The sequence below is a fragment of the Microcystis sp. MC19 genome, assembly GCF_003019735.1.
In the GTDB taxonomy this organism is placed as follows: domain Bacteria; phylum Cyanobacteriota; class Cyanobacteriia; order Cyanobacteriales; family Microcystaceae; genus Microcystis.
The window spans coordinates 2,105,085-2,117,516 of sequence record NZ_CP020664.1; the positions used below are offsets into that span (position 1 = coordinate 2,105,085).

General features: G+C 39.3%; 11 protein-coding genes and 4 pseudogenes. 8 read left to right on the top strand and 7 right to left on the bottom strand.

Going from position 1 to position 12,432, the window contains the following annotated elements; all coding sequences use genetic code 11:
- Window positions 1-208: 208 nt before the first annotated feature.
- The 3 genes and pseudogenes from B5D77_RS10745 to B5D77_RS10755 all read left to right on the top strand — a co-directional run.
- Window positions 209-1,039: pseudogene (locus tag B5D77_RS10745) on the top strand (DUF3352 domain-containing protein); the annotation flags it as partial.
- A gap of 259 nt (window positions 1,040-1,298) precedes the next feature.
- Window positions 1,299-1,476: pseudogene (locus B5D77_RS27845) on the top strand (transposase family protein); the annotation flags it as partial.
- A complete protein-coding gene (locus B5D77_RS10755; RefSeq protein ID WP_232306217.1) occupies window positions 1,472-1,612 on the top strand; it encodes a hypothetical protein in 141 nt (46 codons plus the stop codon). The pseudogene B5D77_RS27845 and the gene B5D77_RS10755, both read left to right, overlap by 5 nt.
- A 288-nt stretch (window positions 1,613-1,900) precedes the next feature.
- Here B5D77_RS10755 and B5D77_RS10760 read toward each other — a convergent pair whose 3' ends face one another.
- The 3 genes from B5D77_RS10760 to B5D77_RS10770 all read right to left on the bottom strand — a co-directional run bounded on the left by B5D77_RS10760 (window position 1,901) and on the right by B5D77_RS10770 (window position 4,408).
- Window positions 1,901-2,617 carry a nucleotidyltransferase family protein gene (locus B5D77_RS10760; protein ID WP_008203912.1) on the bottom strand — a complete coding sequence of 239 codons (717 nt, stop codon included), beginning with the start codon at window positions 2,615-2,617 and terminating at the stop codon, window positions 1,901-1,903.
- Between the two features lie 92 nt (window positions 2,618-2,709).
- The gene (locus B5D77_RS10765; RefSeq protein WP_008203903.1) at window positions 2,710-3,735 is read right to left on the bottom strand and encodes a dehydrogenase; all 1,026 of its coding nucleotides are present in this window, start codon (window positions 3,733-3,735) and stop codon (window positions 2,710-2,712) included.
- 37 nt (window positions 3,736-3,772) lie between these two features.
- Entirely contained in the window at window positions 3,773-4,408 is a 636-nt protein-coding gene (locus B5D77_RS10770; protein WP_008203902.1) for an SIS domain-containing protein, read from the bottom strand.
- A 560-nt stretch (window positions 4,409-4,968) separates the two neighbouring features.
- On the opposite strand from B5D77_RS10770, the gene B5D77_RS10780 reads away from it, so the two are divergent.
- From B5D77_RS10780 to B5D77_RS10790, 3 genes are all read left to right on the top strand, one after another.
- Complete coding sequence (locus B5D77_RS10780) at window positions 4,969-5,628, top strand: HAD-IIIA family hydrolase (RefSeq protein WP_106908813.1); 660 nt, start codon at window positions 4,969-4,971, stop codon at window positions 5,626-5,628.
- Window positions 5,625-5,843, top strand: a complete 219-nt coding sequence (locus B5D77_RS10785) for a hypothetical protein (RefSeq protein WP_039900287.1) — start codon at window positions 5,625-5,627, stop codon at window positions 5,841-5,843. Before B5D77_RS10780 ends, B5D77_RS10785 begins: the two co-directional genes overlap by 4 nt.
- Window positions 5,844-5,944: 101 nt before the next feature.
- Window positions 5,945-7,063: a glycosyltransferase family 1 protein gene (locus tag B5D77_RS10790; RefSeq protein ID WP_008203900.1), complete on the top strand. Its 1,119-nt coding sequence runs from the start codon at window positions 5,945-5,947 to the stop codon at window positions 7,061-7,063.
- A 62-nt stretch (window positions 7,064-7,125) separates the two neighbouring features.
- Here B5D77_RS10790 and B5D77_RS10795 read toward each other — a convergent pair whose 3' ends face one another.
- The gene (locus B5D77_RS10795; protein WP_008203899.1) at window positions 7,126-7,416 is read right to left on the bottom strand and encodes a hypothetical protein; all 291 of its coding nucleotides are present in this window, start codon (window positions 7,414-7,416) and stop codon (window positions 7,126-7,128) included.
- A gap of 359 nt (window positions 7,417-7,775) precedes the next feature.
- Window positions 7,776-8,864, bottom strand: a pseudogene (locus tag B5D77_RS10800) (ISAs1 family transposase).
- Between the two features lie 804 nt (window positions 8,865-9,668).
- On the opposite strand from B5D77_RS10800, the gene B5D77_RS10805 reads away from it, so the two are divergent.
- Window positions 9,669-10,256 carry a Uma2 family endonuclease gene (locus B5D77_RS10805; protein WP_008203643.1) on the top strand — a complete coding sequence of 196 codons (588 nt, stop codon included), beginning with the start codon at window positions 9,669-9,671 and terminating at the stop codon, window positions 10,254-10,256.
- 290 nt (window positions 10,257-10,546) lie between these two features.
- Here the strand turns inward: B5D77_RS10805 and B5D77_RS10810 are convergent, their stop codons facing one another.
- Together B5D77_RS10810 and B5D77_RS10815 are read right to left on the bottom strand one after the other, a co-directional pair.
- Window positions 10,547-10,990: a hypothetical protein gene (locus B5D77_RS10810; RefSeq protein WP_106908814.1), complete on the bottom strand. Its 444-nt coding sequence runs from the start codon at window positions 10,988-10,990 to the stop codon at window positions 10,547-10,549.
- Window positions 10,991-10,998: 8 nt separating this feature from the next.
- Window positions 10,999-11,346: a hypothetical protein gene (locus B5D77_RS10815; RefSeq protein ID WP_106908815.1), complete on the bottom strand. Its 348-nt coding sequence runs from the start codon at window positions 11,344-11,346 to the stop codon at window positions 10,999-11,001.
- Between the two features lie 127 nt (window positions 11,347-11,473).
- On the opposite strand from B5D77_RS10815, the pseudogene B5D77_RS10820 reads away from it, so the two are divergent.
- A pseudogene (locus B5D77_RS10820) lies at window positions 11,474-12,420 on the top strand (IS630 family transposase).
- Window positions 12,421-12,432 lie beyond the last annotated feature (12 nt).

Sequence of the window (12,432 nt, forward strand, 5' to 3'; positions counted from 1 at the left end):
CGGTCTAGTTCTTTTTCTTGGGTTGAGCGAATCAATGGGTTAAAGAAAACCTCTCAATTTTAAGGGAAAGGGAAACCCAACAGCCAACACCTCAATCCGTCGGAATCGGCGATCGCTATTCTCCTCCTCCCATGGCTTTTTGTGGGGTTTCCCTGGATCAATCCAACCGACGGTAATTGCTATGATTACTATAGGATTTGAAAAGGGCGCGCGTTCGGCCTTAATTGGAGTCTTAGGACAGGATGACCAAGCACCAATTTTATCTAGTCCCGTGGGAGCATTATCTTTTATCGGCGAAAATAGCCTTTTAGTCGCCGCTAGTCGCGATTTAAATCGTTTTTGGACTCAGGTAGAGGAGGGGTTAGAAGCAGATAGTCCCCTACAGGAATTAATAACACAGGTCTTAAACCGCTTCCAATCGCCTTTAGGTTTAAATTTGCCTGAAGACGTTTTTAGCTGGGTTAGAGGCGAATATAGCCTCGCTCTCGTGCCTAGTTCAAAGGGGATGGAACCCGATAGTGTTTTTCTAGGGGAACGGGTGATGGGGGTAGAGGTGGACAGTGCGATCTCTCATTTGGATGAGTTGGCCCGCAGTCGCGGCTATAATGTGGTTAATCTGCCTTTACTCGATCGAACGGTGACAGCTTGGACAAAGTTAACCACGGCGGTCTCGGGGGGAAAAGCGCAACTAGAGACGCTCGTGACGGGAGTGCATACTAGGGTCGATAATTATGAAATTATCGCTAGTTCTGTGGAAGCGATGGGTTTAGCTTTATCTGCACAGAAAAACCCCATTTTAAGTAGTGGTAAGTTTCGACAGGCAATTACTGCTTTACCCGCAGAAAATGATGGTTATTTTTACGTCGATTGGCGACAATTGCAACCGGTAATCGAGGCAAAATTCCCGATCGTGCGGGTGTTAGAATTATCGATTAAGCCTTTATTTAATAATCTGCGTTCTCTTACTATTAGCAGCCAAGGTAGTGAAAATTCTGTGCGTCGGGGAACGATTTTCTTTAACTTGGGAGTGAAGTCTTAATCAGTTATCAGTCATCCAGGGTAAGCTCATCTTATTTGGTATAAATTGTACTTGACAAAGATTTCTAAATAGGGTAGCGAACTCGCTGTAGCACCGTCCCGCGCTGCCAGTACCCAGACTTAGCCGCTGCTACCTCTGTATAATTTATCATTAGCCTTAGTCTCATTGTTGTTCATAAAAATTAACGAGGAAATAGCTCATGGGTAAAGGTTTTGCCCCCGTTCTCCCCACCGGAAATAAAGCTCAACTAAAACCTGAGCTGCCTTTAACATCAGTCAATGAAATTCAAGCTAGTTTATTGACTTATCTTCAAGATATTCCTGACCCGAGAGTGTCCCGAACCCAAAAACATTGCTATTTTAGCAGTTATAGCGGGAGCCGAAGGTTGGGAAGACATCAAAAATTGTGGCCTCAGTAAGCAGCCTTGGTTAAATGAAAAGCCCAAGAATTCTTTTTCCTTCCGATGCTTTACTGGTCAAGCGATTTCCCCAGTATGGTTATTTCTGGAATCTTGTCTTCGAGGAGCTATACAATAGCATTAAGACCAAAATCAAAAGTCTCTGGAAAGCATGACTAATTATCGTGCGATACTTTACTAATCTCTTTTTATTTTCCATGAGTTATCAACACCCTTTATCCACTTCCTAGTTGGCCAAATTCCAGAAAAGCTGCTGAAGGAAAATTAAGTGGTCTCCCCAGTGGAAGAATTTATGCAGTCTTATAAGTAAGTGGTTTTAATTAAATACAACCACTTACTAGGCTCAATTGAAGTTGGCTGTATAAGCTATATGCTGTCAGGGGTTCCTCTTTAACTAATCTCTGCTTCATTATGTCTTAACAAAAAGTCCCTTAATCGCCAGGTTAAACCTGATTGGGGAAATTGAAAATTTCAGGCAATTCAATCTGACTTTTTTCGTAATCTTGGGGGATGCCTATGTCAATAAAATATTCGTCAGAGATAAACCCATACATAGGAATTTTCTCGCTATAAACTTTGAGAAAGTCGTCCTCAAAAGAAAATTTTGATGGCAGATCAAAGCCAGACAATATTTTTTTCCATACACAATACATACCGCCATTAATATAGCCTTTATCTTGATATTTTTTGGATTCAAACCCGATAATTTTTTGGTCATCGTCTAGGAGAACATTATTATAACGATCAAACTCAGTTAGTGGCTTCATAGCAACAGTTATCAGGGATTTTTTTTGATTATGTAAATTAATTAAGGCGGATAAATTGACATTAAATAAGGTATCTCCGTTGACAATTAATGCTTGTTCGGTTTCAATTTTATTGAGTGCCAACTGGAGCGCTCCTCCAGTTCCCAAGGGGGTATCTTCTATCAGATAAGTTAGCTCGTATTCCTTGTATTTATAACCAAAATGATCGATAATTTTCTGATGTTCATAGCCCACAGAAACTAAAAATTTATTGGTAATTTTTTGAAAGATTAGGTAATCTAATAGATATTCTAAAAAAGGTCTGTCGGCAACGGGAGCCATAGGTTTTGGTAAACTGTTGATCACCGATCGCAACCTAGTTCCTAACCCACCCGCCAGAATAATTACATCCATAGATACACCTCAAAAATTTGAATTATTGCCAATCTTTTAAAAACTATTTTTAGGGTTATAGGGATAATCCTCCCCCGTCGATCCTTTGCTTGCTATAATGTCCATGCTTGGGTTCCGTATTTGGTAAAGTGAAAATTAATCACTTGGCCTCCTTCTGATTTCAAAGCTTTAGTTACTTCGATTTTCTTGGTAGGATCGACCATAAAGATAATGAAACCACCGCCACCGGCTCCCGATATTTTGCCTGAATAGGCCCCGGTTTCCCTCGCTACCCGATAAATGCGATCAATCTGCGGATTACTAATTAATTTGGATAATTTCTTTTTCGCTTCCCAAGAAGTTCTCAGAATTTCTGCTATCCCCATAAAATCTGATTTAAGCAGTGCTTCTTTAAAGAGAATTGCTTCTTTTTTGAGTTGATGGGTAGCGGCGATCGCCTGCTCATTTTTTTCTTGGACATTCTGAATTTGATCCTCAATTACTTGAGATGAGTAGCGAGAAATGCCTGTATAGTAGAGGATCAGAGAGACTTCTAATTCATTGATCACCCAATTTTTAATTCTCAAAGGATTAACTATGACTCGATCTTGTTCATAAAATTCCATAAAATTAAAACCGCCAAAAGTAGCAGCGTACTGATCCTGCTTGCCCCCTAACCAACCTAGATCAATTCGTTCGATCTCGTAGGCTAAATGGGCGATATCGTACTCGCCTAGGGGCAATTTTAACAGTTCCACAAAGGCTTTAACTATGGCCACGGCTAGGGTAGAAGAAGAACCCAATCCCGAACCAGCTGGCGCATCGGAAAAAGTGGTGATGTGCAGCGGCAAGGGTTGCCCTTGATTAAAGTCTTTAATCAAACGATTATAGACCGCTTTATGCAGATCGAGAACGCCGTTATAAGGTAGAGGAAACTGGAGGGTTTCTATTTGTTGTTCTCCTCGATCAGCGGCCACAAAAATGACTTGTTTGTCAGTAATTTCCGTGACTGTACAGTAGGCATAGAGATCGATAGTAGCGTTGAGAACGTAACCCCCATAAAGACTACAGTAAGGTTCCACATCGGTGCCGCCACCACCTAAACCTAATCTTAAAGGAGCTTTGGTTCTGATGATCATAGGTAGGCTGTTTAGGTTGATTTTTTGCTAGGAGATTTTAGTCAGGAAATATCGCTTCTTCGATCGCTAAACAAATAGTATGAAGAACAAAACCATGACCTTCTTGAATGCGCGGGGTACTGGTACTAGGAATCATCAAACAATAATCGGTTTTTTGCTCTAGAGCTAATCCCTTCGCCCCAGTTAAACCGATGCTAGTGAGACCTTTTACTTGACAAACTTTGAGAGCTTGATGGATATTGGCGGAATTTCCCGAAGTGGAAATACCGATAAACACATCGCCAGGGTTTCCTTCCGCTTCTATCTGGCGGCTAAAAATATATTCGTAACCATAATCGTTAGCAATCGCTGTTAAACTGGCGATATCGCTATTGAGGACGCGAACTGGTAAAGACTCTCTTTCTTTCAGAAATCGGCCGTGCAGCTCACCGCCAAAATGGATAGCATCGGCTGCACTGCCTCCATTACCTGCGACCAATACTTTGTGGTTGTTGCGATAAGCATGGATACATACTTGGCAAATCTCTTGGATTTTCTCTAGATATTTTGTCTCGGTTAGTAGTTTTTTCTTCAGGTTATAAGCTTCTTCCAATTCAGTCTTGATTAAAAGTGACAGAGAGGGATCGCTCTGGAAACTATCCAATTTTTTGTTTGATTTTTCCGCCATTCGCATAGGTTTGATTTTTCCAATTTTTATTAGTTGAATAAATTTAACTCTCAATTATCCTGTCATTATATTGAATAGTATCAAAAGACCAGAATCGCTCTCCATTAATTGGGGAGAAAACCCTTAGAATGGTGGAATCGATCACGGGAACCGAGTCAAAAGAGTGATCTTTTGCCAGTTATTCTGGGAATATACCACAAACGCCCCAACCTTAGCACAATTTGTTTTGTTTGTAAATAAATTTTTGATGTATTCTGGCCCAGACGAGCGATTTCTGAGCGGGGGATTCAACCCTTGCCAGTCTTGGCCTTGTGTTTGGCTGGAGAAAAATGTTAACAATTCATGACAATACCGCCGATATAATCAAAAGCCCAAAGGCCTGAAGGCGTATAATATGGCGTGATTACTATACTCTGACACCTAGATAGTGAGGAGAAGCAATTTAGTCGAGAAAACTAGCACAAATCGCTACAATCCCTCGAATTTTGTCTGTGCATCAGTTCAAGCTCTCGTCTCTGACAGAAGAACTGAGAATTCTAGTCCCCGACTCGAAAAAGTCCAACATAATGAATCCTTTCCCCGCAATTTCTGTCAATGACGGCCACCAAAAATACCCGTCTCCGCCACCTCCAGGCAATTCTGACCAAAAAAGCGAAGATAGAGCAAAAAAGAACAAAGCCTTATTTCTCGATCGAGATGGGGTAGTTATCGACTATATCCCCTACCTGAGTAAACCAGAACAGGTGAGCATTCCCGCCGGGGCAGCGGCTGCCTTAAAACAGTGGCAGGATGCCGGCTATCTGCTGATCATCATTACCAATCAATCGGGGATTGCTAGGGGCTATTTCACTTGGGATGATCTAGCGGCGATTCACGGGCGCATGATCGAGGAATACCGACAATTGGGCGTGCATTTTCACGATCTTGCCATCTGTCCGCACCATCCCGACGAAGGTTGTCTCTGCCGCAAACCCTCCCCCTATCTGCTGCTGACAGCCGCCCACCAATATGGAATCGACTTAGCTGGCTCGTTGTTTATCGGCGATGCGCCCAGTGATCTAGAATGCGCCCTAGAAGCCGGTTGTCAGCCGGTATTGCTCTTAACAGGACGAGGAAAAGTCACCCTTGGGGAGATCGAGAAATACCCAGTTCAGATTCCCGTGTATGGCCAACTAAAGGAAACGGTAGAATTATTGTCAAAAACCGATGCCGAACCCGAATTATGAGAATATTAGTCCTTTCTTACCATAATTTTCTCTACCGGCCTAGTCGCGGGGCAACCGAAGGGAGAACTTTTAACCTGATCAAATGTCTTGATCAAAACCAGGATGTCACCCTGTTCCCTCGTCGGCTGGAGAATGTCAGCGAAACTGAGAGCGAAGAATTAAAAACCTTTACCGATCATCTTGTCTTATTTCCGTCCTGGGGAATTCCCGATTAAGGCAAGGGACTGACAAAACTAATCGGTCAAACAGGACGCTTTCTGGGGGGAACTTTTTGAGAGTTTTACCGCCATAAAAATTGATTTTTTGGAGCCTAATCATGAAAGTTTTAATAGTAGGAAATTACGTCAACGATCGGCAGATCAGTATCAATCGTTTTGTCGGTTTAGTCGAGAAAGGACTCAGACAAAAAGGACACGAAATTCGGCGAGTGCAAGCACAGCCTATTTTCGGTCAACTGAAATCCTCTCCCCAGGGACTCGGCAAGTGGTTAGGGTATATTGATAAGTTAATTATTTTCCCAGTGCAGTTACGTCAGCAGGTTGATTGGGCCGATATCGTCTGCATTTGTGATCAAGCTTTATCCTATTTAACTCCCTATCTAAAAGATCGCAAATATTTTGTCATCTGTCACGATCTGCTGGCTACTCGTTCCGCCCTAGGAGAAATTCCTGAAAATCCCACCAGTTGGACGGGTAAACAGTATCAGGCGATGATTTTGCGAGGATTAAAACAGGCTAAATATGTTGTCTGTTCTTCCGAAGCTACTCGTGCCGATGTTCTCCGTTTAACCAAAATTACCCCCGAACAAACGGAAGTGATCGAGGATTGCTTGAGTGAGGGCTACGGTCCGATGACAAGGGAAGCGGCGGTAAATCTAGTGGCTAAATTTAACATTAATAGTGATTGTCCCTGGCTAATTCATGTCGGGGGCGACCAATGGTATAAAAATCGATTGGGATTGCTGAAAATATTCAAGAAGTTAATCACTTTCGCCGGTCTGGAAAATTGCCGACTGATCCTGATGGGAAAACCTTTGTTGCCGGATGTGCGAAAATTTGTTAATCAGAATAATTTGTCCCCACAAATAATCGAACTAGGAACCGTCTCCGATGAGGATATCCGCGCTTTTTATTGCCTAGCAACTGCTTTAATTTTTCCCTCCTTTCAGGAAGGATTCGGTGTTCCCGTTATTGAAGCTCAATCCTGTGGTTGTCCGGTCTTTACCTCCAATCGTCTGCCCATGACTGTTATCGCTGACGATGCAGCTGTTTACTTCGATCCCACCGAACACGAGGCCGCCGCTACTATTATTGCAGAAAATCTTCTCGCTCCCGATCGCCTGGAAGATTTGAGGCAAAAAGGTTTTATCAATGCCACTCGCTTTAGTTACGAAAGAATGATCCAATCCTACGACCGATTATTGCCAAAATTGTAGTCTAGAGCTTTTTGGCGACTTAAGAATAAACTTTATTAGCTTTAGCTGTTAAACAGACTTTATCAATCATCTGAGTTTTTCCAATCAATGAGATGACCTGATTGTAAATCCATCTCAGCTGCTTTTAATTTTTCTATGATCTTGGGAATTTCTCTAATTTCTTGGGTTGCTTGCTCACTCTCTTTATCTGATAAATAAGCAGCAAATTCTAGAATAGTCTTTAAATTTTCTAATGATAAGGTTTGGAGATATTGTTGAATTTTTTGCTGCATTAAATCAATCTGTGCTAATGTTTCAGAATCTAAAAAATCTTCTGAGGTCGAGAGATTTACTTGAAGGTCAGTAATAGTCATAGTCTGATAAATTGCTACTTTTAAGTTAAGTAGCTGGTTATAATTAAATTTAAAATGTATTTTAGGTTCGACCCCCCTGCGCCCCTTAATAAGGGGTAGGGCTGTTTCATTTAAATTAAGTACAGCTGATTTTGAGTCAATAAATTTGACTAAAGATTCTCAAGTTTATCTTTTTCTAACCAAAAGAGTTAGCCACAATAATTAATCTTTAGTCTTCTGCCAATATTTATTATGAATAGATTGATAAAGCTTGTTCTCAAGCTACTAAAAGCCTATCTCTCCTGAAATTGTCTGAGAGTAAATTCTGTTAATTTAGCTAATTTTTCTGCTTCTTACGTCGATAAAACTATCAGTTTTTCCTAACGTTCAGCTAACCACCTCTGTCCCTCCATTATTGAGAGAAAACCCAAACCTCTGAAAAGATTCAATCCTATAGTTGTGAGAATTGACCAATTGCTTGCTGCTTGAAAATCACTTATCTCGCTTTTATCTTCCTCAAAAATTACATCTTTTACCCAATGTAACTGATTTTCTATTTTCCAATGTCCTCGAATAATTTTAGCAAATACTTGGGCGGATTCAGTTAGGCTACTGATATAGTAAGCTGTTTCTTCATAAGTTTTATCCCCGCGACTACCCCTTCTTTCTACTTTAATAACTCTTCGTAGATTTTCAAACCCTTGTCTTTCATTTTTACTCACTTTAAAAACTTCTATTTTTCTTGATATTTTTCGTCCATGACTATTATCTTGTTCGAGAAAGCAACTTTCTGGCTTTGAGGAATTACTCAGGTCTTGTATTCGCTGATAAAGATTTTTCTGATTTCCTTTAACGGTGATAACATAATCATTTTTACTCTTGGCTATTAAGCTGATTGTTTTTTTCTGACAATGTAAAGCATCGCCAGTAAAAACTTTATTTTGGAGAGAGCAATCTTCAATTATAGCTTGACCTTCCTCGATTTCAGACCCTTTTTTGTTTTCGATTCTTTTTAAGTGTAATACTAAGCCACTTTCTTGACTAAACAATGAAACAAACATAATAAAATTTTGTTGTTCATCATTAGGATTCTTTAGGGTGTTTTTGAGACTTTTTCCATCCATCCCTAGCCAATTTATATCATCTCTTTGTCAATATTCTTCTAATGCCCATTCATTAAACATTTTTAACAAAATCTGCCACTCAACTCCCATCATTACCCTTCTAATTGTTGAATAAGATGGGACTCTTTCTGGAATTATGTTAAATTCTTGACTGAGCCTATGCCGACCCTTCGACTTGGCTCAGGGCAAGTTATTTTTAGCAAACTCTCCTAGCTCTCTATAACCTGAGTATCCTAGCATTGTTCCCAGTATTATTACTACTAATACTATCCATAAAGGGTGTCTTTTTCCTTGATCTTTCCGAAAGTCCTTGACTTGTTTCAGTTTTTCTATTAAGCTCAACATATATTTGAAAGGTTGGCGGTCACTTCTCATTTTACAAAGATAGTGATCGCTTTTACTTTTGATATTCTGATGGGAGAATGAATCAACCCTACCTTAATAAGGGGGTGTCGATAGGCGGGGGGATCTGAAAGTTTTTAATACCTACCTACTTAATTATATATAGCGTTTTTCAGTCTCCTGATGTACAAAAGTTATGGGTTTTAGGCAAAAGGCAAGAGGCAAAAGGGAAGAAAAATAGGTGTACATCACTAGCTTAGGAAATGCTATATATCTTAGCAAATTTTTTTTCAAGCTAGGGCTTGTTACCTTGGCACCTGATGTGGGAATTGATGACACTCGGCGATTCGCACTTGGACAGGTAATGCTTCTCCCTCTAAATTTATGCTACCCCAGGAGATTCCTCCCAGAGAATCAATACTAATGGCGGCTTGACAACCACCACCTGAACGGTTACGATGAATATTTGTACACAAATTGAGGTTAGGATAAAATGTTAATAAAAATCACAGAAATACAAGCCTCCGATAGTGTAAAAATTTATATGCAGTTCGAGAATATAATAAGAAGAAAGAACAAAAATTTTTCAAACAGGAGCCACTAATATTGTCAATGACTAGGTATAATTATTATTAACTTCGATCAAACAGGGAATCTCCCAAGTAAGTCCACCCAGTCAGGTTACTTGAGAATTTGGCTTACAAGTTGGGGGTAAAACTGGTATCTCTTTAGGGAAAAAAGGTTCAGCACAAGTCAATAGTAAGGCTGCTATTGAATGGAAATTTAACCAAGATAAGGGAGGTTAGTATGCAAGTTCAAATCGAAAAACGGTATTATACACCCGAAGAATATTGTCAGCTAGAAGAAACAGCAGAATACAAAAATGAATATTTAGATGGAGAAATTATTCCCATGGTAGGAGCAACTACTAATCATAATCTGATTGCTTTGAATTTCTGTAAAAATTTTCCAGCTAAGATTAATAATGAAGATTATTGGACTTTCATTAGTGATGTCCGGTTATGGATGCCAATATACCGCTTTTATACTTATCCTGATGTCATGGTAATTAAAGGCAAACCATTATATGAAGGAAAAGGCACAAATACCGTAACTAATGCCTTAATCATTGTCGAGGTTTTATCAAAATCAACCAGAGATTATGACCGCACTGATAAGTTTAAGTTTTATCGTTCAATTCCTGACTTTAAGGAATATATTTTGATCGATCAATACCGTTATTATGTGGAACAATTTTATCAACAAGATAATGGAGAATGGTTGTTTAAAGCATCTGAATCAGAGAATGATGTTTTAAGGTTTAATTCTGTGGATTTTCAAATCTCATTGCTGGATATTTATCAACGAATTGATTTTAATTTAAGTGAAGAATAAGGATTAAATCCCATCTCAATTATCTACCAAAATCAGTTGATATTGCCATTCTCAAGATCAAGAAGGAAACCCAAAAAAAATAAGAGGATCGAAATAGCGATCGCTAATTCAGACGGATTGAGGTGTTGGGTTTAGTTTTCCCTTAAAATTGAGAGGTTTTCTTTAACCTATTGATTCGCTCAAACCAACCGACGGACTTTATGAAAGGTGGCTAAATAAGTAATCATTATGTTCCTCATTTCAGGTTAGCATTAGATTATATTGGCTCTTCTAGGTTCTGTGTGATCAGTTTAACTTACATAGGATCGATCTTTGTGTCCTCTGTGTCTCTGTGGTTCCTTCCACTCCCTCGCTCTTGAGGAATGTATCTTAGAATACATTTTACCCACCAAACCTGGGATAGCCTTATATTCTTCGCGGATTGATGAAGTTAGAGATTCCACTAAGATTAATTTTTCCTCAATTGACAGGGTTTTTCCTTGTTTAATTAATGTTTGTAAAGGCATCTTTTTCAAATCAAATTCAGGCACAATTAGAGACAATTCTTGTGTTTGTTGATTTTGTAAATCAGTAATTAATTCTTGTAAAAATAGAGAATCATTACTTAAGTCTGAAACTTCATCTTCGTAGTTTTCGAGAGCTTCTAGTTGTTGAATACGGTCACTATAATTTTTGAGAAGGGCTGCGAGAGCTTCGATAATAAATTGGATGTCTTTAAATGATAGAGTTTTCATAGTTTACCTCAACTTACACGATAAAAAAATTTACCAATTACCCTTAAAGCTTGTTGATAGGTTTCTATTGACATGGGAAATAAGGGTTTCCATAACCAGTGATTACCTCGATCATTAATTAATTCTAGCTCACTGGGAATAGAAGTACCCCGATCTAGTTTCCACCAGTTGTTTCCTATTCCCTGAACGGAAAAGGTGGAAATTACTCCCGGTGTTTGTCCATCAACAAGGGTTTCTTTTACCCATATTTGCCCATTATTTTCATAGATAGCAATATCTTTGTTAGGACGAACACGATCCATTCTGGGAGATGTAGCATTACCTCTACCGTATAAATCAACGGGTGTTTTTATCATTTGTCACCTCCCTAATTCCCGTACAAGTTGCATCACTTGTTCATAAGCTGCCCTATTATAGCAATTCTTGAATCTATGAGGTACAATGGAGGGTAAATAGACAAATAATAGAATTCGCCAGCTTCCTATGAGACCCTATTCCGTAGATTTTCGCCAAAAAATTATCGATGTCTGGAAGAAAGAAAAAATTTCCATTCGAGGACTAGCCCAGAGATTTGACGTGGCTAAAAGCTTTATTCAGAAGTTATTGAAGCAACATAAAGAAACAAGAGATATACGTCCTCTTCCGCAAGGGGGAAGTCCGCCAACCAAGTTAAATAGTGAACAACTGATAATTTTAATACAAATCATCGAAGCTAACAATGATGCAACTCTCGAAGAATTATCGGACTTACTGTATGAAAAGACACAAGTGAAAGTCAGTAGAGCCACCCTGGGGCGGCTTACGCAAAAACTCAATTACAGTTTCAAAAAAAACACTACACGCGGCGGAAAAAGAAAGTGAAAGGGTACAGCAAAAAAGAGTGGACTACTGGTCTTAAGTGCGTGAAATTGAGGAATCAAAACTAATTTTCATGGATGAATCGGGGGTAAATTTAGCCCTTTTGAGACTCTATGCTAGAGCCTTAATTGTCCAAAAATCTCGGGAAAGAAAACCACAAAAAAGAGGGAAATATTTCAATAATTAGTGCTACAAGCTTAGAAAAAGTTGTCGCATCAGTCAATATATACGGTGCAGTGGATGCGGTAGCATTTGAAGGATTTATTCTGAAGGAAGTGCTTCCAAAAATTAAAGAAGGAGACTGTCTGATCATGGATAATGCCAAGATTCATCTCGGAGAAATGGTCAGAGAAATAATTGAACAAGAAAAAGCTAGACTCATCTATTTACCTCCTTATTCTCCCGAATTCTCTCCTATTGAAAACTTTTGGTCAAAAGTCAAAGCGATATTAAGAAAACTGAAGGCGAGAACTTACAAAGACTTAATAGAAGGGATTGAATTAGCTATGTTAGAAGTTACTCAAAAAGATATTCGCAATTGGTTTACTCACTGTTGCTACTGTACCTCATAAGTTAGAAAATTG